The 26,159-nt window shown below is 70.9% G+C and carries 24 protein-coding genes; 17 read left to right on the top strand and 7 right to left on the bottom strand.

Annotation, left to right across the window (positions count from 1 at the left end; all coding sequences use genetic code 11):
• Positions 1 to 20 precede the first annotated feature (20 nt).
• Positions 21 to 773, bottom strand: a complete 753-nt coding sequence (locus tag OZ403_RS37740) for an enoyl-CoA hydratase (protein ID WP_140800404.1) — start codon at positions 771 to 773, stop codon at positions 21 to 23.
• Between the two features lie 135 nt (positions 774 to 908).
• A complete protein-coding gene (locus OZ403_RS37735; protein ID WP_268783023.1) occupies positions 909 to 1,814 on the bottom strand; it encodes a ribose-phosphate diphosphokinase in 906 nt (301 codons plus the stop codon).
• A gap of 135 nt (positions 1,815 to 1,949) precedes the next feature.
• Here OZ403_RS37735 and OZ403_RS37730 point away from each other — a divergent pair, with 135 nt between their 5' ends.
• From OZ403_RS37730 to orn, 5 genes are read left to right on the top strand one after another with little or no spacing between them, the layout of a single operon-like run.
• Positions 1,950 to 2,633 (top strand): phosphoribosyltransferase, encoded by a 684-nt coding sequence (locus OZ403_RS37730; protein WP_140796008.1) that lies wholly within the window; start codon positions 1,950 to 1,952, stop codon positions 2,631 to 2,633.
• 29 nt (positions 2,634 to 2,662) lie between these two features.
• Positions 2,663 to 3,355, top strand: coding sequence for a dienelactone hydrolase family protein (locus OZ403_RS37725; protein WP_140796007.1), 693 nt, complete (start codon positions 2,663 to 2,665; stop codon positions 3,353 to 3,355).
• A 35-nt stretch (positions 3,356 to 3,390) separates the two neighbouring features.
• Positions 3,391 to 3,843, top strand: coding sequence for an archease (locus OZ403_RS37720; protein WP_237077825.1), 453 nt, complete (start codon positions 3,391 to 3,393; stop codon positions 3,841 to 3,843).
• Positions 3,844 to 3,846: 3 nt separating this feature from the next.
• Positions 3,847 to 5,043: a bifunctional alpha/beta hydrolase/OsmC family protein gene (locus OZ403_RS37715; protein ID WP_140796005.1), complete on the top strand. Its 1,197-nt coding sequence runs from the start codon at positions 3,847 to 3,849 to the stop codon at positions 5,041 to 5,043.
• Between the two features lie 39 nt (positions 5,044 to 5,082).
• The gene (gene orn, locus OZ403_RS37710; RefSeq protein ID WP_140796004.1) at positions 5,083 to 5,634 is read left to right on the top strand and encodes an oligoribonuclease; all 552 of its coding nucleotides are present in this window, start codon (positions 5,083 to 5,085) and stop codon (positions 5,632 to 5,634) included.
• Here the strand turns inward: orn and OZ403_RS37705 are convergent.
• The 3 genes from OZ403_RS37705 to OZ403_RS37695 form a co-directional block, all read right to left on the bottom strand.
• On the bottom strand, positions 5,631 to 5,999 hold the full coding sequence (locus OZ403_RS37705; RefSeq protein WP_140796003.1) for a response regulator: 369 nt from the start codon (positions 5,997 to 5,999) through the stop codon (positions 5,631 to 5,633). The two genes, orn and OZ403_RS37705, sit on opposite strands and share 4 nt — an antisense overlap.
• Entirely contained in the window at positions 5,996 to 7,540 is a 1,545-nt protein-coding gene (locus OZ403_RS37700) for an ATPase domain-containing protein (RefSeq protein WP_268783022.1), read from the bottom strand. Before OZ403_RS37700 ends, OZ403_RS37705 begins: the two co-directional genes overlap by 4 nt.
• A gap of 101 nt (positions 7,541 to 7,641) precedes the next feature.
• Entirely contained in the window at positions 7,642 to 9,210 is a 1,569-nt protein-coding gene (locus tag OZ403_RS37695) for an AMP-binding protein (RefSeq protein WP_268783021.1), read from the bottom strand.
• A gap of 182 nt (positions 9,211 to 9,392) precedes the next feature.
• Here OZ403_RS37695 and OZ403_RS37690 point away from each other — a divergent pair, with 182 nt between their 5' ends.
• From OZ403_RS37690 to OZ403_RS37665, 6 genes are all read left to right on the top strand, one after another.
• Positions 9,393 to 10,637: an HlyD family secretion protein gene (locus OZ403_RS37690; protein WP_140857845.1), complete on the top strand. Its 1,245-nt coding sequence runs from the start codon at positions 9,393 to 9,395 to the stop codon at positions 10,635 to 10,637.
• Entirely contained in the window at positions 10,637 to 13,066 is a 2,430-nt protein-coding gene (locus OZ403_RS37685) for an ABC transporter permease (protein WP_268784929.1), read from the top strand. The genes OZ403_RS37690 and OZ403_RS37685 overlap by 1 nt, the downstream gene beginning before the upstream one ends.
• 57 nt (positions 13,067 to 13,123) lie before the next feature.
• Complete coding sequence (locus tag OZ403_RS37680; protein WP_020478064.1) at positions 13,124 to 13,885, top strand: ABC transporter ATP-binding protein; 762 nt, start codon at positions 13,124 to 13,126, stop codon at positions 13,883 to 13,885.
• Between the two features lie 7 nt (positions 13,886 to 13,892).
• On the top strand, positions 13,893 to 14,570 hold the full coding sequence (locus tag OZ403_RS37675; protein WP_268783020.1) for an ABC transporter ATP-binding protein: 678 nt from the start codon (positions 13,893 to 13,895) through the stop codon (positions 14,568 to 14,570).
• Between the two features lie 77 nt (positions 14,571 to 14,647).
• On the top strand, positions 14,648 to 16,069 hold the full coding sequence (locus OZ403_RS37670) for a sigma-54-dependent transcriptional regulator (RefSeq protein WP_268783019.1): 1,422 nt from the start codon (positions 14,648 to 14,650) through the stop codon (positions 16,067 to 16,069).
• The gene (locus OZ403_RS37665; RefSeq protein ID WP_268783018.1) at positions 16,066 to 17,409 is read left to right on the top strand and encodes a sensor histidine kinase; all 1,344 of its coding nucleotides are present in this window, start codon (positions 16,066 to 16,068) and stop codon (positions 17,407 to 17,409) included. Before OZ403_RS37670 ends, OZ403_RS37665 begins: the two co-directional genes overlap by 4 nt.
• Positions 17,410 to 17,412: 3 nt before the next feature.
• Here OZ403_RS37665 and OZ403_RS37660 read toward each other — a convergent pair whose 3' ends face one another.
• Positions 17,413 to 17,940 carry a hypothetical protein gene (locus OZ403_RS37660; RefSeq protein WP_268783017.1) on the bottom strand — a complete coding sequence of 176 codons (528 nt, stop codon included), beginning with the start codon at positions 17,938 to 17,940 and terminating at the stop codon, positions 17,413 to 17,415.
• 219 nt (positions 17,941 to 18,159) lie between these two features.
• Between OZ403_RS37660 and OZ403_RS37655 the strand changes: the two genes are divergently transcribed.
• On the top strand, positions 18,160 to 20,733 hold the full coding sequence (locus tag OZ403_RS37655; protein WP_268783016.1) for a glycoside hydrolase family 15 protein: 2,574 nt from the start codon (positions 18,160 to 18,162) through the stop codon (positions 20,731 to 20,733).
• Between the two features lie 38 nt (positions 20,734 to 20,771).
• On the opposite strand, the gene OZ403_RS37650 is transcribed toward OZ403_RS37655, so the two are convergent.
• Positions 20,772 to 22,616 carry a penicillin-binding transpeptidase domain-containing protein gene (locus tag OZ403_RS37650; RefSeq protein WP_268783015.1) on the bottom strand — a complete coding sequence of 615 codons (1,845 nt, stop codon included), beginning with the start codon at positions 22,614 to 22,616 and terminating at the stop codon, positions 20,772 to 20,774.
• A 304-nt stretch (positions 22,617 to 22,920) separates the two neighbouring features.
• Here OZ403_RS37650 and OZ403_RS37645 point away from each other — a divergent pair, with 304 nt between their 5' ends.
• The 5 genes from OZ403_RS37645 (at position 22,921) to OZ403_RS37625 (ending at position 26,157) form a co-directional block, all read left to right on the top strand.
• The gene (locus OZ403_RS37645; protein WP_140795992.1) at positions 22,921 to 23,415 is read left to right on the top strand and encodes a CinA family protein; all 495 of its coding nucleotides are present in this window, start codon (positions 22,921 to 22,923) and stop codon (positions 23,413 to 23,415) included.
• A 71-nt stretch (positions 23,416 to 23,486) separates the two neighbouring features.
• Positions 23,487 to 24,044, top strand: coding sequence for a DUF6484 domain-containing protein (locus tag OZ403_RS37640; RefSeq protein WP_140795991.1), 558 nt, complete (start codon positions 23,487 to 23,489; stop codon positions 24,042 to 24,044).
• A 17-nt stretch (positions 24,045 to 24,061) separates the two neighbouring features.
• Positions 24,062 to 24,748, top strand: coding sequence for an AHH domain-containing protein (locus OZ403_RS37635; protein WP_140795990.1), 687 nt, complete (start codon positions 24,062 to 24,064; stop codon positions 24,746 to 24,748).
• A 16-nt stretch (positions 24,749 to 24,764) separates the two neighbouring features.
• Complete coding sequence (locus tag OZ403_RS37630) at positions 24,765 to 25,367, top strand: imm11 family protein (RefSeq protein WP_140795989.1); 603 nt, start codon at positions 24,765 to 24,767, stop codon at positions 25,365 to 25,367.
• A gap of 46 nt (positions 25,368 to 25,413) precedes the next feature.
• A complete protein-coding gene (locus OZ403_RS37625) occupies positions 25,414 to 26,157 on the top strand; it encodes an Imm49 family immunity protein (protein ID WP_268783014.1) in 744 nt (247 codons plus the stop codon).
• Positions 26,158 to 26,159 lie beyond the last annotated feature (2 nt).

The raw sequence follows: 26,159 nt of genomic DNA, 5'->3' as shown, positions 1-26,159 counted from the left end.
CCCGGAGGTTCCGCCAGGCCCTACTTCCGGCCGCGGGACATGAAGGACATGAAGGCTTCCTGCGCCTCGGCGGACTGGAGGCGCTGGATGAACTCGCCGCCCTCGCGGGCCAGCGTCTCGCGAATCTGGGCGCGCAGGGGCTCGCGAATCAGCCGCTTCGTCACGCGCACCGCCTCGGCGGGGCGGGAGGCCAGCGTGGTGGCGCGCTCGGTGGCCACCTGCTGGAGGCTGGCGTCCGGCACCACCTTGTTGATGATGCCCGCGCGCAGCGCCGTGGCCGCGTCGAAGGGCTCGCCGAAGAGCAGCAGCTCGCTGGCCACCGCGAAGCCCGCCGTCCTGGGGATGAGCAGGCTGCTGGCGCCCTCCGCGCACAGCCCCAGCTGGACGAAGGGCATGTGGAAGCGCGCGCGCTCGCTGGCCACCACGTAGTCACAGTGCAGCAGCATCGTCGTGCCGATGCCCACCGCCGGGCCGTCCACCGCCGCCAGAACCGGCTTGTCCGCGTCCACCAGCGCGCGCAGGAAGCGGAACACGGCGCTGTCCTCGCCCGCGGGCGGGTGCTCCATGAAGTCGCCAATGTCGTTGCCGGCGGTGAAGACGTTGCCCGCGCCGGTGAGCAGCACCGCGCGCACGTCGACGTTGCCCTCCGCGTCCTTCAGCGCGCGGGTGGCCGCCTCGTACATGGCATGCGTGAAGGCGTTCTTCTTCTCGGGCCGGTTGAAGGTGAGGGTGAGGACCCCCGAGTCGAGCTTCGTCAGCAGCGTGTCAGACATGGTGCCGGGGAGCCTAACCGACTCCGTGCGTTGGGGCGGGAGAATGGCACCCCACACCCTGGCTATCGGTGCTGTCGAGCAGTCCAGGCCCCCTCGGGCGGGCAGGGCCTGGGCGCGGGAAGTGTCCGCTGGCCGTCAGGGCCGCAGGGCCCGGGCCACCAGGGGCGCGAGCGTCACCACCTGGTGCTGGAACGGCAGCCCCAGGACAGGCTCCACGCTGTCGGTGCTCACCAGCCGGGTGAGCGGCAGGTTGCGCAGGCGCTCCACGGCGGGGCCCACCAGCAGGGCGTGGGTCGTCACCACCGTGAAGTCCTCCGTGCAGCCCGCGTCGCGCAGGGTGCCCGCGGCGGCGACCAGGGTGCCACCGGTGGACACCATGTCATCCACCAGAATCGGGCGGCGTCCCCGCACCTCGCCCATCAGCCCGCTGGCGTGGACCTCGTCTCCGCTCAGCCGCACCTTGTGAATCACCGCCCACGGTCGGTTCAGCAGCCGCGCCAGGGCCTCCGCGCGCTTCACCGCGCCCAGGTCCGGCGCCACCACCACGGAGGTGTCGGTGACATGCTCGCGTAGCGCGTCCGCCAGCAGGGGCAGCGAGGTGAGGTGCTCCAGCGGCGCGCCGAAGCAGCCTTCCAGCGCGGGGCTGTGCAGGTCCACCACCAGCACGCGCGCGAAGCGGCCCTGTGACAGCAGGTCTGCCACCAGCCGGCCGCCCAGGGCCTCCCCTGGCCTGGCGCGCCGGTCCTGCCGCGCGTAGCCCAGGTAGGGCACCACGGCTTCCAGGCGGGCGGCCCCCATGCGCCAGCACGCGTCCGCCATCAGCAGCAACTCCAGCAGGTGCTCGCCCGCGGGTGGCGTCGTGGACTGCACCAGGATGACGGTGCGGCCTCGCACCCGCTCGGGCACCTCGACGTGCATTTCCCCGTCGGGGAAACGTTCGAAGTGGCAGTCAGCGGGCGCTACGCCCAGGGCTTGCCCGAGCGCGCGTCCCAGGTGGGGGCTCGCCGTGCCAACAAGGAGGACAGGGTCCATGGACCGCACCCTAGCGCGCCTGCCGGTCGGACGGCGCGTCCCCGGCGGTCCCCCCGCGAGCATCCCTCCGGGACGGCCCCCGCATGGCCCTCCGCCGCCAGTCGCGGGCCTCGTGACTTCTTTGTGGGAAGGAGGAAGAACGCAATGCGCTTTCGGGACCGAGCAGATGCGGGCCGCCGGCTGGCGGCGCGGCTGTTGCCCTACCGGGGCGGCGAGGTGCGTGTGCTGGGCCTGGCGCGAGGCGGGCTCCGCGTGGCGTACGAGGTGGCCCACGCGATGGAGGCGCCACTGGACGTCTGGGTCTCCCGCCGCATTGACGTGCCGGGCCGGATGACGGTGCTGGGCGCGGTGTCGGAAGGGGGCGGCATCTACCTGGACCAGGACGCGCTGCGGGGCCTGGGTCTGCCGGAGGTGGAGGCCCGGAGCCTGGCGCGGGCGGAGGCTTCGGAAGTGGACAATCAGGTCCAGCGGCTGCGGGGTACTTCGGAGCCCTCGATGAGCGGCAGCACGGTGCTGCTGGTGGATGACGGGCTGGTGTCGGGCGCCACGGCCATGGCCGCGCTCCAGGTGCTGCGGCGGCAACACCCGGCCCGGTTGGTGCTGGGCGTCCCCGTGGGGACCCCGCATGGGCTGGCCCGGGTGCGCCCGGAAGCGGACGCGGTGCACTGCGTGGAGGTGCTGCCCGCGATGCGCGACGTGTCGGAGGCCTACGACGACTTCCGGCCGTTGCCGGACGTGGAGCTGCGGCAGCTGCTCGTGCGCGCCCGGGAGCCCGTGCAGCCGCGCGAGGTCCTCGAGTCCACGGACCTGGGCGGCTTCTGGATGTGACGCGAGACAGACAAGGAGGCACGGACGACATGTGGCAGGGAGGAAATACGGACCCGGACGTCCGGGAGGTGCAGGTCCAGGTGGGCGACGTGTTGCTGGGGGGCAGCCTGGGCATCCCGGACGGCGCGCGAGGCCTGGTCATCTTCGCCCATGGCAGCGGCAGCAGCCGCTTCAGTCCCCGCAACCGCGCGGTGGCGCGTGCGCTGCGCGCGCAGGGGCTGGCCACGCTGCTGTTCGACCTGCTGAGCGAAGCGGAGGAGGTGGGGGACGCGCGCACCGGGGAGCTGCGCTTCGACATCCCGTTCCTCGCCCGGCGGTTGGCGGCGGTGACGGAATGGGCGCAGCGGCAGCCGGCGCTGGCCGTGCTGCGCATGGGCTACTTCGGCTCCAGCACCGGCGCCGCGGCGGCGCTCGTCGCGGCGGCCCTGCATCCGGACCTCATCCACGCCGTGGTGTCGCGTGGCGGGCGGCCCGACCTGGCCGGACCGGTGTTGCCCCGCGTGCAGGCGCCCACGCTGCTGCTCGTCGGCGGGCAGGACGTGGGCGTGCTGGAGCTGAACGAGGCGTCGCTCGCGCGGCTGGAGGGCCTGAAGGGCATCCAAATCATCCCGGGGGCCACGCACCTCTTCGAGGAGCCCGGCGCGCTGGAGCAGGTGGCCCGGCAGGCCGCCGCGTGGTTCCTCCGCTTCCTTGGCGGCGTCGGCGCGGAGGCGCGCGCGTGAGTCTGGCGTCGGGACATACCAACGAAGGAGGCGTCATGGAGACGGGGCAGGCGTCGGCGGCGCGCGAGGCGATGCCTCGGTGGGAGCACCTCACCCGCGGCTCGGAGCGCGTGGTGCGGGGACGGGGGCGCTCGCTGGAAGAGGCCTTCGAGCAGGCCGCGGTGGCGTTGTGCGCGCTGGTGGTGGACCCCGCCTCGGTGGAGGTGCGCGAGGAGGTGGAGCTGGTGTGCGAGGCGACGGCGCCGGAGCGGCTGCTGGCGGACTGGCTGCGCGCCATCGTCCAAAAGATGGCGGCGCGCCGCCTGTGTTTCCGGTGCTTCGCGGTGCGCATGGACGGCACGCGCCTCTTCGGTCACGCCTTCGGTGAGCCGTTGGACCGGGAGCGCCACCCCTTCGCGCGAGACGTGCGGGGCGTGTCGCTGGTGGACACGCGTGTGTCCCAGGGCGCGGATGGCCTGTGGACGGCTGAGTGCGAAGTGGAGCTGTGACGCATGGGTGCGCGGGACGTGGCGCTGCGAGGCGCGGAGGGCTCGGTGGTGACGGCGCGGCTGGACCTGCCCCCCGGCAGGCCCGTGGCCAGCGCGGTGCGGGTGGGGTGCTTCGCGTGCCTGGGGCCATCACCGGCACCTTCCCGGCTGGCCCACGCGCTGGTGGCCCGCGGCTTCGCGGTGCTGTCGCTGGACTTCACCGCGCCCGCGGCTGCCGGGACGCGGCCGGACACGGTGCCCTCGGTGGAGGCGGTGGAGGCCGCGGCGGCGTGGCTGCGGGAGCGCTACCCGCCGGTGCGCCTGCTGGTGGGGCACAGCCTGGGCGGCACGGCGGCGGCCGCGGCGCTGCCCCGGCTTTCGGAGGTGGCCGCGCTGGCGCTGGTGAATGCGCCGGTGGGCGGTGGACCCTTGCTCGAACGGCTGTCTTCCACCGCGCGGGAGGCGGGTGAGGGCGAGCTCGACTTCGGGCCGGGCCGTCTGCGCCTCACGCGCCGCTTCCTCCAGGGCATCGACGCGGCGCACCTGCGGCGGGCGCTGAACGCCTTTCCGGGCGAGCTGCTGGTGCTGCATTCGCCGGCGGACCGGTACGTGCCGCTCGAGCACGCCCGGCGGTGGATGGCCATGGCCCGCCGTCCGGCCAGCCTGATGCTGCTGGAGGGCGCGGACCACTTCCTGTCCCACGACGCGGACGCGGGCCATGCCGCCGACGTGCTGGGGGTGTGGGCCGCGCGGCAGGTGACACCGGTGCGGGAGCGTGAGGCGCCCCTGCCCCCGGGCGTGGTGGAGGTCCACGAGGCGGGTGAGGGCCGCTTCGCCCAGGACATCCGCGTGGGGGCGCACCGGCTGCGCTCGGATGAGCCGCTGTCGGTGGGCGGCGAGGACACCGGCCCCACGCCCTACGGACTGCTGACGGCCGCGCTGGGGGCGTGCACCGCGATGACGCTGCGGCTCTACGCGGCGCGCAAGGGCTGGCCGCTGGAGCATGTCCACGTGCGGCTGAGCCACGAGAAGGTGCACGCGAAGGCGTGCGAGGAGTGCGAGACGAAGGACGGGAAGATGGACCGGCTGCAACGCACGGTGAGGCTGGAGGGCCCGCTGACGGACGCGCAGCGCGCGGCGCTGGTGGCCATCGCGGACCGCTGCCCTGTGCACCGGACGCTGGCTTCGGATGTGGATGTCCACACGGACATGGAGCAATGAACGCCCCGGGCATACGCGCGGGCTGGTAGGGTCCGACGCATGATTTCGAGTGAGCAGCGCTTCGTGTGGCTGGACCTGGAGATGACCGGGTTGGACCCGGAGACGTGTTCCATCATCGAGGTGGGTGTCATCATCACCGGTCCGGATTTGCGGCCCCTCGCGGAGATTGAGCGCGTCATCTGGCAGCCGGAGGAGTCGCTCCTTCGCATGGAGCCCGTCGTCCGGGAGATGCACACCCGCAACGGGCTCCTGGAGAAGGTGCGTGCCTCCAACACCTCGCTGCGCGTGGCGGAGCGGGACGTGATGGCGCTCGTCACCGAGCACTGCGCCCTGGGCGAGGGCATCCTCGCCGGCAACTCCATCCACACCGACCGGCGCTTCCTGATTCGCTACATGCCGCTGCTGGAGCGCTATCTGCACTACCGCATGGTGGACGTGACGAGCCTCAAGGTGTTGACGCGCGCCTGGTACCCGAACCTGGTGGAGCCGCGCAAGGCGCCCAGCGGGCACACCGCCTTGGCGGACGTGCGCGCCAGCATCTCTGAGCTGCAGTACTACCGCGACACCCTCTTCCGCGGGACGCCGGCCTAGGCGTTGGGCTGGGGCTCGACGAGCAGCTCGGCGATGGTGTCGAGCAGCACGTCCAGCTCGAAGGGCTTGGCGAGGAAGCGCGCGCTGGAGCGGCGCTCCTCGTCGGAGATGCGGCCGGCGCTCATCACCACCACGGGGATGCCTCGCAGGCCGGCGTCCTCGCGCATGCGGCGCAGCATCTCCCGGCCGTCCATGACGGGCATCATCAAGTCCAGCAGCACCAGGTCCGGCTTCGCGTCCGCCATGCGGTGCAGGCCTTCGGCGCCGTTGAAGGCGGTGTCGATGTCGTAGCCCTCCACGGACAGGATGTCCTGGAGTGCCTCGACGATGGCCAGCTCGTCGTCCACGATGAGAAGCCGCTTCATACGCCACGCCCCCCACGCCGGGACGGCTTGCCGCGCCGGACCGGTTTGCTCCCTGTCTTGCGTTTCGGCTTCCGCGGGGGCGCCGCGTGGGACGGGGCCTGCCCGTTGAAGAGGGCCTCCGCGCCCTCACTGTCCGCCGCGACTTCGATGCCCCGAGGCGTCATGGAGAACAGGCGCTGGGCCGTGTCATGCTCGCTCTCCCGCGCCTTCAGCACGGAGAGCACGCGGTAGTGCCGCGAGCGCAGCGCCACCATCCGCAGCACCAGGACGTTGTCGACGAGCGCCTCCACGTCCAGCCGCGCGTCCGCCTCCGGTGCGGCGAGCGCGCGCGTCTGCTGGAGGACCAGCGGGGTGACGCCCAGGTTGAGCAGTTCGTGCATGAGGGCGGCGAGGAAGCGGGGCGTGCGCTCGGAGTCCGTGAGTTCCTGACAGAAGGACTCCAGTCCGTCCAGCACCAGCCGCTGGATGCCGTGTTGTTTCACCCACCCGAACAGCTCTTCGGCCAGCGCGTCCGGCTGCGTCTCCGCCGCCACGCGGGTCACCAGGTGGACCCGGCCCGCGTCCACAGGTCCGCCCAGCCCCAGCCCCAGCCGCTCCGCCTTGTTGACCAGCCGGGCCGGCGTCTCCACGAAGCCGAGGTACAGCCCGGGCTCTTGCCGGCGTGCGCCCTCCGCCAGGAAGTGCAGCCCCAGCTGCGTCTTGCCGCTGCCGGGCGGGCCCGCCACCAGCGTGGACGAATCCCGCACCAGGCCGCCGAAGAGCATCTCGTCCAGCGCGGGGATGCCGAAGGTGAGCCGCGCGTCCGTCGAGGGCGTGCGCGTGGGCAGCCGCGTGTGGAGGGCTTCGATGCGGGGATGGATGGACAGGCCGTTGTCGGAAATCTCGAAGCCGTGACGGCCGGGGACCTGGGGGCCACCGCGGAACTTCGTCACCTCGGCCATGCGCACCGACTTCACGCCCACGCGCTCCTGGGCCAGGGCGACGACGCCGTCCACCATGGCGTAGCGTGGGTCGGACGGGTCGCCGCGCTGCCCGGTGAGCAGCAGCGTGGTGCAGCCCGCGAGCGCGTTGTGGACGCAGAGGCCGTGGAGGAACTCCCGGAAGCTCAGCGGGTCCTCGGAGCGCTCCTCCATGGCCACCAGGCCGTCCACCACCAGCACCGTGGCGCCGTGCTCGCGCACCGCGCGGAAGATGAGCTTGCTGAGGCCCGCCAGCCCTTCCGCCTTGAGGGCGGCGGAGCCGCTTTCGTAGCTCAGCGCGCGGCCGACCTCTTCCGCGTGGAAGAAGCGCATGCTCCGCAAGTGCATCATCATCCGCGCGTGGGATTCCCCCAGCACCGTGAGGTAGATGGCACGGCCACCCTGGGCCACGGTGGCGAAGCAGAACTGGTTGCCGAGGATGGTCTTCCCCGTCCCCGGCGCCCCCGTGATGATGTATGTGCCCCCGCGAAGAAAGCCGCCGCGCAGGAGCGCGTCCAGCCCTGGCACGCCGCTGGGAACCCGCGCGTCGGGTTCGTCCGGCCGCTCAGAGGTGTCCGTCACACGATGCTCCTTCCGTCCAGGGCGCGAACCCTAGGCCAGCAAGGTGCCCACGCCACGCAATTGCGCGGCGTCTGTTCGGAACCGTGCTGTGGACGCGCGGCTCACCGTGACTCGCGCGTGCCGGGTGTCACCAGGGCTGCCCGGAGGAGGTGCTTCTGCACCTTGCCCAACGCATTGCGCGGCAGCGCATCCGTGAAGACGACCTGGCGCGGCTTCTTGAAGCTGGCGAGCCGGTCCTTGCACCAGTCCACCAGGGACTGGGACTCCGGCGGGGTCGCCCCCGGGTGAGGCACCACCACGGCCACCACCTGCTCGCCCAGGTCCGCGTCAGGCAGGCCCAGCACCGCGACCTCCGCGACGCCCGGGTGCATGGCGAGCACCTCCTCCACCTCGCGCGGGTACACGTTGAAGCCGCCGCTGATGATGAGCTCGCGCGCCCGCCCGGTGATGCGCAGGTAGCCGTCCGCGTCCACATCCCCCAGGTCACCCGTGCGGAACCACCCGTCCGCGTCGAACGACTCTGCGGTGGCGTCCTGGCGGCGCCAGTACCCGGCGAAGACGTGGGGGCCCCGGACCTCGATTTCCCCCGTCTCACCGCGCGGCAGCGGCTGGCGCGTGCGCACGTCCACCACGCGGGCCTCCTGGCCGGGGTAGGGGACGCCCACCGTGCCGGGGCGGCGCTCGCCCTCGTAGGGGTTGGTGGTGTTCATGAGGGTCTCCGTCATCCCGTAGCGCTCCAGGATGCGGGCGCCCAGCTCCGCCTCGATGTCCGCGAAGAGCTGGGGACTGAGTGGCGCCGAGCCGGACACCCACAGGCGCAGCGCGCGCGGCTTCACGCGTGACGCGCGGGCCTCCTCCAGCAGGCGGCTGTACATGGTGGGCACGCCGAAGAACATCGTGAGCGAGGCGTCATCGCGCAGCGCGGCCAGGGACTCGGCGGCGTTGAAGCGGCGGCGCAGGTCCACGCTGGCGCCGGTGAACAGCGTGCCGTGCAGGCCCACCATCAGGCCATGGGTGTGGAACAGCGGCAGGGTGAGCAGCAGCCGGTCCTGCTCCGTCCAGCGCCACGCCTCGGTGACGGCTCGCACGTTGGCCAGCAGGTTGCGGTGCATCAGCATGGCGCCCTTGGAGCGGCCCGTGGTGCCAGAGGTGTAGCCCAGCACCGCCAGGTCCTCCGGACGCGGCATCACCAGCGGCGCGGCGGCGGAGGTGCCCTCCGCGAGCAGCGTGTCGAAGGGGACCTCCGTGAGCGACTCGGGCAGCGCGGTGGTGGGGCGCTCCACGGTGAGGAGCCACTGGAGCGAGGGCAGCTGGGCCCGCAGCGGCACCAGCTCCGCGGCGCCCGCCGCGCCGGTGACGCAGCCGCAGACCTCCGCGTCGGACAGGATGTGGGCCAGCTCCACCTGCCGGTAGGCGGTGTTGACCAGCACCACCACGCCGCCCGCGGCCTGCACACCCAGGTAGGCGATGGTGAAGCGGGCGCTGTTCTCCAGGAAGAGCGCCACCCGCTCCCCCGGCTGGAGCCCGCGCTGCTTGAGGCCCCGGGCGAAGGCCGTGACGTGCGTGGCGAACTGCCCGTAGGTGAAGCGCTCCTGCTCGAACGACAGCAGGGGCCGCTCGGGTGCGCGGTGTGCATGGTCCAGGAACACTTCGAGAAGGGAGGCCGACATGGGCGCGCACCTTAGCGCCGGCGCCCCCAGGGGCCTCCACCCCCTTCCGGCCGCTGTCCGCTTCTGGGACGGCACTTTCCGCAAGTGGGCACGGCCTTCGCGAGGCAGTCCTTCATCCCGAGCAATTCCAGGGGGTTGACGTGGGAGATGGCTTTGGCACGAGCCTCGCTCTGGGCAGGGGCGTGGACATTCCCAAAGCCAAGAAGCCGCGTCGCAAGCCCTGGGTGCTCGCCATCGGTGGAGCCTGCGCGCTCCTGCTGGTGACGGTGGGCCTGTCACGGCTGCGCCCGGCTGCGCCCACGGTGGAGCGGGCCTCGGTGTGGTTGGACACGGTGAAGCGCGGACCCATGGTGCGCCAGGTGAAGGGCGCGGGCACGCTGGTGCCGGAGTACATCCGCTGGCTCACCGCGGACACGGCGGGCCGGGTGGAGCGCATCCACGTGCGGCCTGGGGCCACGGTGACGGCGGACACGCTCCTGTTGGAGCTGTCGAACCCGGACGTGCAGCTCCAGGCCCTGGAGGCCGAGCGTCAGCTGGCCAGCGTGGAGGCCGACCTCATCCAGGTGCGCATGGAGCTGGAGACGCAGCGGCTGGCCCAGGAGGCCACCGTGGCGGCGCTCATCAACGAGTCCTCCGAGGCGGGACGCCGCGCCGACGCGAACGAGGCCCTTCACCAGAAGGCACATATCGGCGACCTGGAGATGCAGCAGACGCGCGAGAAGGCCGCGGAGCTGAGCCGTCGCCTGGAGCTGGAGCGCAAGAAGCTCCAGGTGGTGGCGTCCAGCATGAAGGAGCAGCTCACCGCGCAGCAGGGACAGGTGGAACGCCTGAAGGCGGTGGCCCGCTTCCGCCGCGCGCAGGTGGAGTCGATGAAGGTGCTCGCGGGCGAGGATGGCGTGCTCCAGGACCTGCCGCTGGAGCTGGGGCAGTGGGTGACGCCGGGCGTGCTGCTGGCCAAGGTGGTGAAGCCGGAGCGGCTGAAGGCGGAGCTGCGCATCGCGGAGACGCAGGCGCGCGACATCCAGCCTGGGCTGAAGGCGTTGGTGGACACCCGCAACGGCGTGGTGGAAGGCCAGGTGGCGCGGGTGGCGCCCGCGGCGAGCCAGGGCACGGTGCGCGTGGAGGTGTCGCTGCCCGCGGAGCTGCCCCGCGGCGCGCGGCCGGATTTGACGGTGGAGGGCACGGTGGAGCTGGAGCGGCTGGGCGACGTGCTGTCCGTGGGGCGCCCGGCTGGCGCGCAGCCCAATGCCACCATGGCCCTCTTCCGCTTGATGCCGGGCAGTGATGAAGCCGTCCGCGTGCCGGTGCAGCTGGGCCGGGGCTCGGTGAACGCGGTGGAGGTGCTGCAGGGCCTTCAAGAAGGTGACCAGGTGGTGTTGTCGGACATGGCCGCGTGGGACGCCGTGGAGCGGGTGCGGCTGCGATGATGGACGCACTTCGTCGTGACGTGCGGTACACGCTGCGTTCGCTGCGCCAGAGCCCCGGCTTCGCGCTGGTGGCGGTGCTCGCGCTGGCGCTGGGGATTGGCGCCAACAGCGCCGTCTTCAGCGTGGTGAACGGGGTGCTCCTCACGCCGCCGCCCTTCTCGGAGCCCGAGCGGGTGGTGCACCTCCAGGGGAACATCGCGCAGGCCGAGCTCCAGGACATCTCCCTGTCCGTGCCGGAGTACTTCGACCTGGCGACGCTGTCGCGCGCCTTCGAATCGGTGGCGGCCTACCGGGGCGGCAACCTGACGCTCACGGGCAGGGACACCCCCCAGCAGCTCGCCGCGGTGGCGGCCACACCGTCCTTCTTCGCCACGCTGGGCGTGTCGCCGGTGCTCGGCCGCGCCTTCACGGAGGCGGAGGCCGTCCAGGGGCGTGAGCGGGTGGTGGTGCTCACCGACACGGCGTGGCGCGTGCACTTCGCCCGGGACGCGCAGGTGCTGGGCCAGACGATGCAGCTCGACGGCGAGCCGTACACGGTGGTGGGCGTGTTGCCCGCGGGGGTGGCCTACCCCGCCTGGGCGGAGATGTACGTGCCCTTCGTGCCCACCGAGACACAGCGGCAGGAGGACCAGCGCGGCGCCCGGTTCCTGTCGGTGGTGGGGCGGTTGAAGCCCGGCGTGACGCAGGCCGCGGCGCGCACGGACCTGGCGCGCGTGGCGCTGGAGATGGAGGAGGCCGTCCCCTCGCGGTACCGGAAGGTGGGTTGGTCCTTCTCGGTGACGTCGCTGGACGAAAAGGTCGTGGGCAACGTGCGCGGCACGCTGTGGCTGCTGCTGGGCGCGGTGGGCTTCGTGCTGCTGGCGGCGTGCAGCAGCGTGGCCAACCTGCTGTTGGCTCGGATGGCGGCGCGCGGACGCGAGGTGTCCATCCGTGCCGCGCTGGGGGCGAGCCGGAGCCGGCTGGTGGCGCAGTTCCTCACCGAGAGCCTGGTGCTGTCCCTGGCGGGCGGGGTGCTGGGGATGCTGCTGGCGTTGTGGGGCACGGACGCGTTGGTGGCACTGGTGGGAGAGGCGCTGCCTCGCGCGAGCCAGGTGCGGCTGGACGCGCGGCCGCTGGTGTTCACCATGGGCGTGAGCCTCCTCACGGGCGTGCTCTTCGGGCTCGGTCCGGCGCTGCATGGCAGCCGGGAGGACTTGAGCGTCGCCATGCGCGAGGGCAGCCGGGGCACGGAGGGCCATGGTTCGGGCCGGATGCGCGCGGGGCTGGTGGTGGGGCAGGTCGCGGTGGCGCTGGTGCTCCTGGTGGGCGCGGGGCTCTTCACCAAGAGCTTCCTGGCCCTGCGCGCGGTGGACGCGGGCTTCACGCCCGAGGGCGTGCTCACGGGCAAGCTCGTGCTGCCCTCCGCGCGCTACCCGGACGCGGCACACAAGGTGGCCTTCCAGCGGGAGCTGTTGGGCCGGCTCCAGGCGCTCCCGGGCGTGGAGGCCGTGGGGGTCACCAACCTGCTGCCGCTGGGAGGGCGCTCGGACAGCAGCTTCGACATCGAGGGACGGCCGCGGGCGCCGGATGAAGTCTGGCCCGCGGTGGAGTTCCGCGCCGTCAGCCCTGGTTACCTGCGCACGCTGCGCGTCACCCCGCGCCAGGGACACCTCCTGGAGGGAGACGGGATGGAGGGGCCGGACGCGCCCTGGCAGGTGGTCATCAACAAGACCTTCGCGGACCTCTACTGGCCCCAGGGGGATGCTCTGGGCCAGCGGTTGAAGCTGCACTGGGACGCGGTGCAGTGGACCACCGTGGTGGGCATCGTGGACGACGTGCGCGAATGGGGCCTGGATACGCCCGCGCGGCCCGCCGCGTACTACCCGGCGGCGAAGGTGCCCACGCCCTTCCTGGCGCTCGCGGTCCGGGCGAAGTCCGGCGGCAGCCCGGAGGCGCTGCGCACCGCCATCGAAGCGGAGCTGCGCGCCGTGGATGGCAACCTGGCGTTGTACGCGGTGGCGCCGCTGACGCGGTTGGTGGATGAGTCCATCAGCTCCCGCCAGGTGTCGGCGCTGCTGATGGGTCTGTTCGCGGGCACGGCGTTGCTGCTGGCGGCGCTCGGAATCTCCGGCGTCATCGGCTACTCGGTGGCGCAGCGCACGCGGGAGATGGGCATCCGCATGGCGTTGGGGGCCTCGCGGACCCGCGTGCTGACGCTGGTGCTGGGGCAGGGCCTGCGGCTCACCTCGCTGGGCGTGGTGCTGGGCCTGGGGCTGTCGCTGGGATTGGCGCGGCTGCTGGACGCAATGCTGTATGGGGTGGCGGCGTACGACGGGTGGACGTTCGCGGGCGTGGCGTTGCTGCTGGGCACGGTGGCCGTGCTGGCCGCCTGGCTTCCGGCGCGCCGGGCCACGCGCGTGGACCCGGCCATCGCCCTGCGAGCGGAGTAGCCCGATGGAGACTTCAGACATGACCGCGTGGAACGCGGTGGAGCGGGTGAGGCTGCGATGATGACGAACGATACGAAGACGGCTGCTTCCCCGGAAGGCGCGGTGGCGCAGGAGGACGCGGGCGCGGAGCCCGGCAAGGCGCTCATCCACCTGGACGGACTGACCAAGGTCTTCGAGACCGAGGACGTGGAGACGCACGCGCTCTCCAACATCCACCTCAACGTGCGCAAGGGAGAGTGGGTGGCGATTGTCGGCCCGTCGGGCTCGGGAAAGTCCACCTTGCTGGCGGTGCTGGGGCTGCTGGACACGGCGACGCGCGGGGCCTACCTGCTGGACGGGCGCAGCGTGTTGGACCTGTCCGCGACGGACCGGGCGCTGGTGCGCAACCGGCACATCGGCTTCATCTTCCAGAGCTTCAACCTCATCGGTGACCTGACGGTGTTCGAGAACGTGGAGCTGCCGCTGACGTACCGGGGCATGCCCGCCGCCGAGCGAAAGCAGCGGGTGGAGCGCGCGCTGGAGAAGGTGGGCATGGCACACCGGGCCCGTCACATGCCGGGGCAGCTCTCCGGTGGTCAGCAGCAGCGCGTGGCGGTGGCGCGCGCGGTGGCGGGCGACCCGCTCATCCTCCTGGCGGACGAGCCCACGGGCAACCTGGACTCGAAGAACGGCGAGGCGGTGATGCAGCTCTTGACGGAGCTCCACAAGGGCGGCGCCACCATCTGCATGGTGACGCACGACCCGGCGCACGCGCGCGTGGCCACCCGCACGGTGAGCCTCTTCGACGGCCGCATCGTCCAGGACGAACAGCGCCGCTGAGACGGACATGCCATCTCCGCTCATCTCCCTGAGGAACGTCGAGAAGTCCTACCCCCTGGCTGGCGGCCGGGCCTGGGTGCTGCGCCGCATCGACCTGGACATCCAGCCGGGCGAGTTCGTCACGCTGATGGGGCCTTCGGGCGCGGGCAAGTCCACGCTGCTGTCCATCCTGGGCATGCTGGACGTGGACTGGACGGGCGAGTACCTGCTGGAGGGCCAGGCCGTACATGCCATGAAGCCCAAGGCGCGCGGGGAGCTTTCCCGGGGCACCATCGGCTTCGTGTTCCAGCAGTACCACCTGCTGGACAACCTGACGGTGGCGGAGAACCTGGAGGTGCCGCTGTCCTACCGCGACCTCAAGCGCGGCGAACGCGAGGCCCTGGTGGGCGACATGCTGGACCGCTTCCAGCTCGTGGGGAAGAAGGACCTCTTCCCCTCGCAGCTCTCCGGTGGGCAGCAGCAGCTCGTGGGCATCGCCCGGGCGCTCATCGCCAACCCCAAGGTGCTGCTGGCGGACGAGCCCACGGGTAACCTCCATTCACAGCAGGCGAAGCAAATCATGGAGGTCTTCCAGGGCCTCAACCGGGACGGCACCACCATCATCCAGGTGACGCACTCGGAGGCGAACGCCGCCTACGGCCACCGCGTCATCCAGCTCGCGGATGGTTGGTTGCAGGGCGCCTGAGGTCCCCGGCCGCCCACAACTCCCGCGCGCCCGCCGCCGGTTGTTTCTGGCACATTCCCCCCCTATTGGTGTCCCCCGTGTCTGAATCCGCCCCCTCCCTCCCGAATGCTCCCAGTGCCGCCACGCGGCCTCCGTGTGTCCTGGTCGCCGACGACCAGGCGGACGTCCTGGAGGCCCTCCGGCTGCTCCTCAAGCGGGACGGACTCACTGTCGTCACCTCGCAGTCGCCCGCGGGTGCGCTCGCCACGCTGGAGGCAGAGGACGTGGACCTGGTCTTGATGGACCTGAACTACGCGCGCGACACCACCTCCGGGCAGGAGGGCATCGACCTGCTTGGCCGCATCCGCGCGCAGGATGCGTCCCTGCCGGTGGTGGTGATGACGGCGTGGGGCAGCGTGGAGGGCGCGGTGGAGGCCATGCGCGCCGGTGCTCGCGACTACGTGCAGAAGCCCTGGGACAACACGCGCCTGCTGGCCACGCTGCGTACCCAGCTGGAGCTGCGCCGGGCGCTGAAGCGCAGCCGCCGGCTGGAGGAGGAGAACCAGCACCTGCGCCGGGGGCAGGGCAATCAGCTCGCCCTGGTGTCCGAGTCCCGGTCCATGCAGCCGGTGCGGCGGCTCATCGAGCGGGTGGCGCCGTCTGGCGCCAACGTGCTGGTGACGGGCGAGCACGGCACGGGCAAGGAGGTGGTGGCGCGGCTGATTCATGGGGGCTCCACGCGCTCGGAGCGGGCCTTCGTCGCGGTCAACTCCGGCGGCCTGTCCGAAGGTGTCTTCGAGAGCGAGCTGTTCGGCCACGTGAAGGGCGCCTTCACGGACGCGAAGACGGACCGCATCGGCTGCTTCGAGCTGGCGGACGGCGGCACGCTCTTCCTGGACGAGATTGGCAACATGCCGCTGTCGCAGCAGGCCAAGCTGCTGCGCGTGCTCCAGACGGGCGAGCTGCACCCGGTGGGCTCGTCGAAGACGCGGCGGGTGGACGTGCGCGTGGTGAGCGCCACCAATGTGGACCTGTCGCGGGCGGTGGCGGAGGGCCGCTTCCGGGAAGATTTGCTGTACCGCCTCAACACGGTGGAGGTGCAGCTGCCGCCCCTGCGCGAGCGTCGCGAGGACATCCCGCTGCTGGCCGCGCACTTCCTGGCCGAACAGGGCCGGCGCTACGGCAGGCCCAACGTCCGGCTGTCCTCGGAGGCGCTGGAGGCCCTGCTGGCCTATGCGTGGCCGGGCAACGTGCGCGAGCTGGAGCACGCGGTGGAGCGCGCGATGCTGATGGCGTCGGGTGACGAGGTGACGCAGGAGGACCTGCTGCTCAAGCGGGCCGGCCGCGAGGGCATGACGCGGCTGGAGGAGATGACGCTGGAGGAGGTGGAGCGCTACCTCATCGAGCGGGCGCTGGCGCGGCACGAAGGCAACGTGAGCGAGGCGGCGAAGGGACTGGGGCTGTCGCGCAGCGCGCTGTACCGGCGGCTCCAGTACTACGGCATCAAGGGCGCTCGGTGAGCGAGGAGCGCCGGCTACCGCCGCATGACCTGCAGGTGCTCGGGCTCGCGTGGCTCGCGGGCCTGCCGGGCTCGGTGGCCGCGCTCGTGCTGGTGTGGTTGGGGGACTTCTCTTCCAAGGTGCAGTGGACGCTGACCTCCCTGGTGGTGGGCACCTTCCTGGGCGTGGGCCTGCTGGTGCGCGAACGGGTGATGCGGCCGCTGCACGCGGTGGCCAACCTGCTGGCCGCCCTGCGCGAAGGGGACTACTCCGTGCGCGGCCGGGGCGCGCGGGCGGGGGATGCGCTGGGCGAGGTGCTGCTGGAGGTGAACGCGCTGGGGGACACCCTGCGTGAGCAGAGGCTGGGAGTGCTGGAGGCGGGCGCGCTCCTGGAGCAGGTGATGGAGGAGATTGACGTCGGCGTGTTGGCCTTCGACGTGGCGGGCACGCTACGGCTCGTGAACCGCGCGGGCGAGCGGCTGCTGGGCGCGTCACGCTCGCAGTTGGTGGGCAAGGGCGCCGGAGCCCTGGGCCTGACGGACCTGCTGGAAGGCGACGTGCCTCGCAGGCTGACGCGCTCCTTCGCGGAGGAGGGCGGCCCCTACGAGCTGCGGCGAGGCTCCTTCCGGCAGGGCGGCCTGCCGCACCAGTTGGTGGTGCTCGCGGACCTGCGGCTGGCATTGCGTGAGCAAGAGCGCGAGGCCTGGCAACGGCTGGTGCGGGTGTTGAGCCACGAAATCAACAACTCGCTGGCGCCCATCGGCTCCATCGCGGAGGCGCTGCGCGACACGTTGCTCATGGCGCCGCGTCCGTCCGATTGGGAAGAGGACGCGAAGAGCGGATTGGGCATCGTCGCCCGTCGCTCCCAATCACTGGCGCGCTTCATGTCCGCCTACGCCAGCCTCGCGCGGTTGCCGCCTCCGACGCCAGGCGCCGTGGAGGTGGACGCGTGGGTGCGCCGGGTGGCCGCGCTGGAGAAGCGCCGGAAGGTGGGCGTGCGCGCGGGCCCCGGGTTGGTGCTGCGGGGCGACGTGGACCAACTGGAGCAACTGCTCATCAACCTGGTGCGCAACGCGGTGGACGCGGTGCTGTCCGCGCCGGAGGCCGTGGGGGACGTCTGGGTGTCCTGGGCCGTGCTGTCGCCGGGCGCGGTGGAGGTCTGGGTGGAGGACGAGGGCCCCGGCATGACGGACACGGGCAACCTCTTCGTGCCCTTCTTCACCACCAAGCCCCAGGGCAGCGGCATCGGCCTGGCGCTCAGCCGGCAAATCGCGGAGGCCCACGGAGGCAGCCTGCGCCTGGAGAACCGCCCCGAGGGCAAGGGCTGCCGCGCGCGCTTGAAGCTGCCCCAGGGCGCGTGAGTCTCAGGCCACCTGTGCGCGCGTCGTCGTCGGAGGCGCGTCGTACTCGGGCGTGAGGTCCACCACGTCGTTGGTGAGCAGGTGGTAGACGATGCAGTTGCTCACCCAGAAGAACAGGGCGCTGTAGTGGACGTAGACGAGCGGTGAGCCGGGCCACACCTGGAGCGGATGGTTGAAGACGTTGGCCGCGACGTAGCCGCCCACCCATTCGCCCACCCAGCACACCACTGCGCCAATGGCCAGCCGCGGCCAGACCTTCACGCGACGCGGGTAGAACCAGAAGAAGTGCAGGCTCCACAGGAGCGCCACGCAGCCGGCCCACAGGATGAGGCTCCCGAAGGAGAACCAGTGGTACGGCGACTTGGGGAACACCCAACCCCAGTCCCCATTCATCCACCGCCAGGCCACGTTCTGCGCCAGCTCCATGAACCAGAAGAGCGGGGCGACGTAGAGCACCTGCGTCAGCAGGACGCGAAGGAAGGTGCCGCGGTTCTGCCAGGTCAGCCTCGCGGGCCGGGCGAGCGAAGTCATGAGGTCCCCTGCGGCGGTGGTGGGTCGTCCGGTGCCGCGTCACCAGTCAGTACGTGATGAGTCCCATTTCTTGGGAGGAGGGTGGCGACAGGTGGTTGCGCGGAGGCGCCAGAAGCCCGGCTGAAACCCCGTTCGAAACAGCCTTTTCCGGGAAGGTCAGCAAGAGGGGTGGTTTCACACCCGTTGGACTGAGACGGGAAGGGTCCCAGAATCCACCGGATGATTCCCACCCCCCGCCTGTCTCACCGACGCGGCCAGCCGCCCGTGCTGCTCCTCGCGCTGCTGTGCACCGTGGGCGCTGGCGCCCGCGCGGAAGTCCCCATCCAGCGCTCCTTCCTGCGCCTGCCGTCGTCCAACGGGCATGGCGCGGTGATGTTGGATGTGGAGCAGCGCAAGGTGACGCACTTCCGCGAGCACCTGTTCGCCACCGAGGAGCCCGTTATCGACGCGGCGGGCAATGACGTCTTCGAGAATGGCCATCCGAAGGTGATTCACTCCCGCGACCTGCTCTTCGACGCGTTCTTCGGGCTGCGCTCCGGGGGCACGCAGCGCTGGCTCAGCACGCAGGAGGCGGACCGGGAAGCCAGCGGCTACGCGGCGTGGGCGCCGGAGAAGACGGGCGGTACGGGGCTGGGCGCGCTGGTGCAGCGGGTGGGAACGCTGGAGGCGACGACGTTCGTCTTCGCGCCGCAGGGCCTGCCGCACGCGTCCTTCGTCATGGCGCTGCGCGTGCGCAACACCGGCACGGCGGCCGTCACGGGCGTGAGTGCCTTCTCGCTCCACAACTTCCACCTGGGCTTCGGCCGTCCGGGCGTGATGGCGGACCTGGATGAGAATGGCGAGACGGTGGAGTTGAGCGGCAACGACTTCGTGGAGAAGGGCTTCGCGGGTGTGTTGGTGGCGCGGCCGCTGGGCACGGTGGCCCGGAAGTCGGCGTGGCTGTCCACCACGACGGGCCCGCAGAACGCTTACTCGGTGGTGAATGGGGGCGGCGGGCAGGACCTGCGGGACTTCACGGCGCAGCCCTCGGCGGGCACGGGCTGGGCGACGGCGTACCAGTTCAACCTGGGGGACATCCCGGCGGGCGCGGAGCGGTGGGTGGGCGTGGCCTTCGCGCACCACGGTGACCCCGCGGCCGGGGCCACGGTGCGGCAGTGGCTGACGGAGTACGCGGGCGCGTCCGGCGCCCAGGCGCTGGTGGACGCGGAAGTGGCGCGGTGGGCGGCGTTCCAGACGGACACGGTGAAGGTGCCGGCGGGCATGTCGGCGGACGAGGAGTCCCTGCTGCGGCACTCGGCGGTGGTGCTGCACATGGCGCAGGTGCGTTCGCGTGACGTGTACCTGCGCGAGTCGCTGTCCCGGGATGGCGAGCCGCGCCGCACGCGCTTCAAGGCGCCCGACGGAACGCCGGCGACGCTGCCAGGCGTGGTGCGCCACGCGGGCTACGGCGCGGTGCTGGCGAGCCTGCCGCCCGGGCAGTGGACGTACGCCTGGATTCGGGACGGGGCCTACGCGGTGGCGGCCATGGCCACGTTGGGCATGCAGAGCGATGCCCGCGACGGGCTGTCCTACTACCTCAACGCGGACAGTGGCCGCTTCCAGCACTGGCGTGAGCTGGAGCCGTATTCGATGCCGCCGTACATCATCACCCTCACGCGCTACCACGGCTTCGGCGTGGAGGAGACGGACTTCAACGAGGCGGGGCCGAACATCGAGTTCGACGGCTTCGGTCTCTTCCTGTGGGCGCTGCGGCACTACGAGCGGACGACGGGTGACACCACGCTGGTGGACCAGACCTGGCCCACGGTGTCCACGAAGGTGGGGGACGCGCTGGTGGCGCTCATCAACCCGGTGACGGGGCTCATCCGTCCGGACTCGTCCATCTGGGAGACGCACTGGAAGGGGCGGCAGCGGTCGTGGACGTACACCAGCCTCACGGCGGCGCGCGGCCTGTGTGACGCGGCGGAGCTGGCGCAGCGGGTGGGGGACACGGAGCGCGCGCAGCGCTACCGGCAGGCGGGCGAGTCCTTGCGCCGGGCGATGGCGGAGCAGTTGACGGACAGGAACTTCGCGCTGGCCTCGAACCTGGAGGAGCTGAGGAAGGGCAGGGGCTACTGGGACGCGGCGGTGTTCGACGCGTTCGCCTTCGAGCTCTTCGACCCGGCGGGGAAGATTGCTCAGGCGACCTATCATGGACTGGACCTGCGCCTGTCCTCACCGGCGGGTGCGGGCTGGCAGCGCAACGATGACCGGTATGACCACCCGGATGGCGCGGACATGAGCCCTTGGGGCGGCGAGTACGACAGCGCGGAGTGGGTCATCGTCAGCCTGCGGGGCGCGGTGGCCAAGCGCATGGGCGGCGATGTGGCGCGTGCCGACCGCGTGCTGAAGTGGGTGACGGACCAGTCGCTGAAGAACTACCTGGCCGTGGCGGAGACGTATGACGAGTTCAACGGCACCTACAAGTACAACACGCCCATGGCGGGCTTCGGCGCGGGCGCCTATGCACTGGCGCTGGACCACCGCGCGGCCGGGGTGAATGACCCGGCGTGTGGCGCGTACTTCGACGAGAGCACGCTGACGAAGCAGCCGGACGCGGGTACGGGCACGCCGGACGCGGGTACGCAGCACCCGGACGCCGGGCCGCAGACGCCGGATGCGGGCACGTCGCGGGATAACGGCGCGGACGTGGGCGGTGGCGGCTGCAACGCGACGGGGCCGGGCGCGGTGGCGCTGTGGGTGGTGCTGGCGTTCGCGGGACTGGCAGTGGCGCTGCGCCGTCGCGGAGCCTGAGCGCTGGCGGCGCGCGGCGGGAAGGGTTCTCAGGCGCGTTACAGCGCGCCAGCGAACTTCGCGGCGATGGGCGCGGCGACGCGCCCTCCCACGCCCCCGCCTTCCACCAGGACAGCGAATCCCACGCCCTTTCGGAACCCGATGAACCACGCATGCGTGGGCAGCGGCGCCACGGTGCCGAACTCGGCGGTGCCTGTCTTGCCGCCGAGCCCGGGCACCTGCCGGCCGGCCTTCCCGGAGCCTTCCATCACGACGGCACGCATCAGCGCGGACAAAGGCGCCCGGACGCCGTTCGAGAGCAGGCTGCTCGGTCCGCCGTCCAGCCCTTCGACAAGATAGGGCGCGCGCCACTCGCCTGACTCCGCAGCCGCCGCGACCGAGGCCATGTGCAAGGGCGTTGCGAGCACCCGCCCCTGCCCGATGGCTGCGGCCGCCAGCTCAATGGCATCCGCGGGCGTGGGGAATGATGCACCGGCGGAAGTCAGCCCGGGGAAGTAGGGCACATCGAAGCCGAACCGGCGAGCCGCGGCACTCAGCGCATCACCGCCGAGCCCCGTCGCGAGCGTCACGAACGCGGTGTTGCACGAGTGGGCGAACACCTGCCGCAGCGTGGTGTCACCCAGGGACTCCCCTTCGAAGTTCCGGAAGGGTTTGGTGCGCACCATCGTCATCGGCGGGCACGCGACAGGGGAGTCCACCCGCATGCCTCGGGCGAGCAGCGCCTCCGTGGTGACGACCTTGAACGTGGACCCGGGCGGGTAGCGGCCGGTGAGGGCACGGTGCAGCGGCTGCGAGAGCGGCCGGCTGGCGACGGCGAGGATGGCCCCCGTCGCGCTGTCGACGGCGACGAGGGCCGCGGGGTGGGCCACGCCGTCGAGCGCGGCCTCCGCGGCGGCCTGGACCTCGCGGCGCAACGTGGTGGACAGGGGCGCGCCCGGCTCACCCTCGAAGTGGAAGAGGACCTGCGTCTTGCCCCAGGGGCGCATGAGCAGGACGTCGCCGGAAGGACTGCCCGCGAGTTGGACCTCGTATGCCCGCTCCAGGCCGGACAGGCCCACGAGGTCTCCAGGCAGGTAGGTGGGACCCATCTGGGGCAGCAGCTCGGCCGTCACATCACCAATGCGGCCCAGGGTGTGCGCCGCGAAGCCGTCCTCCGAAGTACGGGCGCTCTTGCGGCGGAAGAAGATGCCGGGCACGGGGGCCAGCGCCGGGCGCACCTGTTGGTAGCGCTCGGGGGGCAGGTCGATGATGGGCACGAAGCGGCTCGTCGCCGTGCCCGCCACGCTCAGCGCTGCGTCGAACTGCGCGGTGCTCACTCCGGCCTGGGCCTGGAGCGCCGCCGCCACGTCCGAGCGGTTCCGGACGCGGGTGGGGTCGACGCCGATGGTGATGACCTCGCCTTGCAGGGTGAGCGGTGTCCCCTTCGCGTCGAGAATATCGGCCCGCTGCGGGGCCGTGCGGGTGCGGGAGAACAAGTCACCCTCGCGGGCTTCGGGGTGCAGCGCGGCGGGAGTCCACTGGACGCGCCAGTGGCCTTGGTGGCGGACGAAGCGCAGCGCGCCATCCAGCTCCCATTCCCCGAGCCCGCGCAGCAGGTGCACGGCGCGGTAGGTGGCCACCCGGGCGTCGCCATCGCGCTGGAAGGGTCCGAGCTCGAATTGGGAGGAGACGATGCGCAGCCCGTCGCGGAACTGCTGGTGCATCACCTCGAAGTACGCGGGCGGGTTGACGACCGCGCGCCGCATGGAGGCGACATCCCCCGCGGCCCAGGCGTGCAGATAGGCCTCGGCCTCGGCGAACGGGCCCGTGACGACGGGTTCGGGGACTGGCAACGGGGCAGGGGCCACCGGCCTGGACGCACAGGCTGCCAGGAACGCGGCCATCAGGGCCAGGACTCCAACCTTCCACGCTCGCCAGGACACGGGCGGCACTCTGTTGCGCACGAGCGCGGATGGGTCAAGGAATCCGCCGCCGAGGGCACCCGGAGTGTGGCCAGGGTATGCCGGTCAACGGACTGCGCGACCGTGGACGGTGCCCCCGCCCTGGTGCGTCCACAGGGCTCCACGTTCGGCTGCTACGGTGGGTTCGGACGCGGTGCCGCACCCCGAGCGAGGACACGGCCGGGAACGCACGGCGCGACCGTTCTTGGGCGTGCAGGTCCGCCGCGGATGCGATGGAGTGGGGCGCATGACGGAAGCATCCCTGGAGGCCTTGGCGCGGCAGGCGCTGGAGCGGTGTCGCGCGGCGGGTGTTCGCCTGGCGTTGGTGGAGGCCTGCACGGGAGGACTGCTGGGCGCGACGTTGACGGAGGTGCCAGGCGCCTCCGCGGTGGTCGAGCGTGGCTTCATTCCCTACTCGTACGAGTCCAAGGTGGAGCAGCTCGGCGTGCCGCTGGCGTTGCTGCAAGCGCATGGCTCCGTCAGCGCGGAGGCGGTGGAGGCCATGGCCCACGGCGCCCTGGCGCGCTCCACGGCGGACTGGGTGCTGGTGGAGACAGGCATCGCGGGCCCCGGAGGTGGCACGCCGCAGAAGCCCGTGGGGCTGGCCTACCTCGCGGTGCTCCAGCGGGGTGGACAGGCCACGGTGGAGCGGCACGTCTTCCCCGGGGACAGAGCCGAGGTCCGGCGCGCCATCGTGGGCCGGAGCCTGGCGCTGCTGGTGGAGTGGTTGGGAAGGGCCTGATATCGTTCAGGTCCGCCGTCTCCTTGGGGCGAAGGTCTCACTGCGCGTCATGACGTCGAATTGGAGGGCCTATGGCCTCGAATGATGATGGCGCCAAGCCCGAGAAGACGCTCCACGCCGCTCACCGGGAGCCCATCACCGGGGCTCGTGTTGGCAGGCTCATGGGAGTGAATCCGGAGGGGCTGGCGCTGGTGGACTTCGCGGGCAATCCGACGTCCATGCCGGTCGCGGCCCGGAGCTTCGTCGCGCTCGGGGCCGAGCAGCTGCGGTCGGCGGTGGAAGAGCGCCGGGAGGTCGTGCTGCTGTTCGAGGACGGTGACCCCGCACGTCCGCTGCTGGTCGCGCTGGCTCAAGCCCCCAGCGCTCCTTCGCTGCTGGAGCAGTTGCTCGAAGTGGCGAGCCGGCCCGAGGCCGCTGCTGGCGGTCCGGCGCCCGCGGCCCCTGAGGTGAAGGACACCCCGAAGGAGGACCGGTTGGTGCTCGGCGCTGAGAAGGAAATCGTGTTGCGTGTAGGCGAGGCAAGCATCACGCTGCGCCGGGACGGCACCATCCTTCTTCGAGGGGTTCGAGTAGAGAGCCGGGCTTCGGGGCTCCAGCTCATCCGCGGTGGTAAGATTGAGTTGAACTGAGCTCCACGGGGGCACGCATGGCGAAGGCAGATCATCTCTCTGGAATGGGCAAGCTGAAGGCCCGGCTCAGGCGGTCGCGTGACTATCGGGATAAAGGCCACAAGCACATCAAGGGCAATGGTGGCCGGAACAAGATCTACGCGAATCTCGAGATCATCCAGGGCGTGCTCCAGGCGCGAGGCACCCGTGTGCGCGGGGACAAGCGAATCAAGCCTGGCAGCCTGACGCATGCGCGCAGATACACCTTTGTCCACGGCCAGAACTTCAAGATTGGCCAGTCCCCGTACATCAACCAGGCACACCATCTGCTTCCGGAGGAGGCCTTCTCCGATAAGAACTTCACCAGTGACCAGATGCGGATGCTTCGGGGCGTGGACTACAACATCAACAATGGGGAGAACATCATCTTCCTCCCCGCCGTGGCGCGCGACTCGGAGTTCCACAGCTTGCCCCACCACATGGGGAGTCATCCGGCCTATTCGAAACAGGCGAGTGCCGATATGCGCATCGTCCGCAATTCGCTGGATTCCGCGCTGGCGAAGGACAAGAAGCACAAGGAGTGGAATCCTCCGACAGACGTCAAGGATATGTTGATGCGCCTCCAGGCGGATTACTGGGACATGGTGTCCGCGGCAGGCCCCATCAACATCAACTTGTTCACCAAGCCCGCTCCGAAGAAGCGGGGTATCGCGAAGAAGCGCTGAAGTGGAGCGGATTGCCGTGAGCTACTACCCCTGGGTGGACGACGACGAGGATGAGTCCTTCGCGTGGCTGGACTCTTCCCGCAAGGAAGAACTGGATGGGCGCGGTTACCTCCTCACGGAGGGCGTCCGCTGTGAGGAATGGTTCCCGAAGGGCCTAGTCTTCGACTTGTCGAAGGAGGGGGGCAGCACGCTGACGGACAGCATCCCGAACACGTTCGGGATGCTGGTGGTCTCCGAAAAGCTCAAGGGCATCCTGGAGCAGGAGACGCCAGCGGATTCCATCGAATACCTGCCCATTCGTCTCCGGACGCCCCGTAAGAAAGTCCTGACCATGCCCTATTACATCGCCAACGTGCTGGGGACGGTCGCGTGCATGGATGCGAAGAAGTCCGACTTCAGCATGAACGCCATCCTGAAGAATCAGGTGCTGCATTTCCGGCGGTTGGTCCTCAATGAGAAGAAGATCCCCAAGGACGTGAAGATCTTCCGGCTCGCGGAGCAGACCAGTCTCATCCTGGTTCGTGAAGACCTGGGCCAGCGAATCGTGGACGAGGACTGCCTGGGCGTGTTGTTCCAGGAGATGGAGGACTTCGGCTCCGAGTTTCGCGGGCGAGCCTGAGTCGAGTACTCACCTTGAGGTTGGATCCGTCAGCGGGAGCTCGTCGATGCTGAAGATGGACTTCATTCGCGAGAATGCGTTCTTTGCGGTTGAGGAGCTGGAGAAGGGGCTGAAGCAGCCGCTCACAGCGATCCAGCGAGAGACGCTCCTGACGCGGCTCTCTACGTACCTTCGCATCGCCGCCATCAGCACCTTGCTGGTGGAGGCGGACACGCCCGCCTTCCGGAGATGCCTGCGCCAGTCCGCCACCGCCCGCAGGGATTTGCTGGTCGAAGCCCACGCGCGTTCGGACGTGACTCCAGGGCGGTTTGCGTGTGCCAGCCGTACGGATCCGCTGTTCGATGCGCTCGCCACGGGCGAGGCCGGCCTGGCGCAGGAAATCGCCCGGCATTCGCCCCGCCAATGGTCGGAGAAGGACGAGTTCGAGGATGACTTCCGTTACGCGGACTTCCTCCACGAACTCCTGCTCGCGGGAACCCAGGGGCTCTCCGCTGGGGCCGAGCGTGCCCTCGCCGCTTTCCAGCAGTGCTCCGCCGACACGGGCTCCACGCGGCTCGCCGTGTGCGAAGCCCTCGCTTCAGCGGACCAGGACGCGTTCGACCTGTCGCTGGAAGAGTTGCTGGTCGAGCGGGCCCATGAGTTCAAGGACGCGGGCGTGCCGTCCCACCCAGAGCGCTTCCAGACCGAGCGCCACATCTTCGTCGAGGGACTGGCCCTGCTCCGGCTGGCGGAGGGCCGTGGATTGCGGACCCACCCCGAGTACCGGATGCTCCCTCGGCTCGCGCGCTGAAG

The sequence above is a fragment of the Myxococcus sp. NMCA1 genome, assembly GCF_026810205.1.
GTDB classification, from domain to species: domain Bacteria; phylum Myxococcota; class Myxococcia; order Myxococcales; family Myxococcaceae; genus Myxococcus; species Myxococcus xanthus_A.
Note: the sequence above shows the minus strand (reverse complement) of the source record. Positions and strands in the feature narration are given on the sequence as shown.

Excerpts from the sequence above, each read along its gene's own strand:
- OZ403_RS37635 (WP_140795990.1), top strand. The coding sequence starts at position 24,062 with ATGGCGAAGGCAGATCATCTCTCTGGAATGGGCAAGCTGAAGGCCCGG.
- OZ403_RS37655 (WP_268783016.1), top strand. The coding sequence starts at position 18,160 with ATGATTCCCACCCCCCGCCTGTCTCACCGACGCGGCCAGCCGCCCGTG.
- orn (WP_140796004.1), top strand. The coding sequence starts at position 5,083 with ATGATTTCGAGTGAGCAGCGCTTCGTGTGGCTGGACCTGGAGATGACC.
- OZ403_RS37675 (WP_268783020.1), top strand. The coding sequence starts at position 13,893 with ATGCCATCTCCGCTCATCTCCCTGAGGAACGTCGAGAAGTCCTACCCC.
- OZ403_RS37720 (WP_237077825.1), top strand. The coding sequence starts at position 3,391 with ATGGAGACGGGGCAGGCGTCGGCGGCGCGCGAGGCGATGCCTCGGTGG.
- OZ403_RS37640 (WP_140795991.1), top strand. The coding sequence starts at position 23,487 with ATGGCCTCGAATGATGATGGCGCCAAGCCCGAGAAGACGCTCCACGCC.
- OZ403_RS37725 (WP_140796007.1), top strand. The coding sequence starts at position 2,663 with ATGTGGCAGGGAGGAAATACGGACCCGGACGTCCGGGAGGTGCAGGTC.
- OZ403_RS37685 (WP_268784929.1), top strand. The coding sequence starts at position 10,637 with ATGGACGCACTTCGTCGTGACGTGCGGTACACGCTGCGTTCGCTGCGC.
- OZ403_RS37730 (WP_140796008.1), top strand. The coding sequence starts at position 1,950 with ATGCGCTTTCGGGACCGAGCAGATGCGGGCCGCCGGCTGGCGGCGCGG.
- OZ403_RS37740 (WP_140800404.1), bottom strand. The coding sequence starts at position 773 with ATGTCTGACACGCTGCTGACGAAGCTCGACTCGGGGGTCCTCACCCTC.
- OZ403_RS37680 (WP_020478064.1), top strand. The coding sequence starts at position 13,124 with ATGATGACGAACGATACGAAGACGGCTGCTTCCCCGGAAGGCGCGGTG.
- OZ403_RS37705 (WP_140796003.1), bottom strand. The coding sequence starts at position 5,999 with ATGAAGCGGCTTCTCATCGTGGACGACGAGCTGGCCATCGTCGAGGCA.
- OZ403_RS37695 (WP_268783021.1), bottom strand. The coding sequence starts at position 9,210 with ATGTCGGCCTCCCTTCTCGAAGTGTTCCTGGACCATGCACACCGCGCA.
- OZ403_RS37715 (WP_140796005.1), top strand. The coding sequence starts at position 3,847 with ATGGGTGCGCGGGACGTGGCGCTGCGAGGCGCGGAGGGCTCGGTGGTG.
- OZ403_RS37645 (WP_140795992.1), top strand. The coding sequence starts at position 22,921 with ATGACGGAAGCATCCCTGGAGGCCTTGGCGCGGCAGGCGCTGGAGCGG.
- OZ403_RS37650 (WP_268783015.1), bottom strand. The coding sequence starts at position 22,616 with ATGGCCGCGTTCCTGGCAGCCTGTGCGTCCAGGCCGGTGGCCCCTGCC.
- OZ403_RS37660 (WP_268783017.1), bottom strand. The coding sequence starts at position 17,940 with ATGACTTCGCTCGCCCGGCCCGCGAGGCTGACCTGGCAGAACCGCGGC.
- OZ403_RS37625 (WP_268783014.1), top strand. The coding sequence starts at position 25,414 with ATGCTGAAGATGGACTTCATTCGCGAGAATGCGTTCTTTGCGGTTGAG.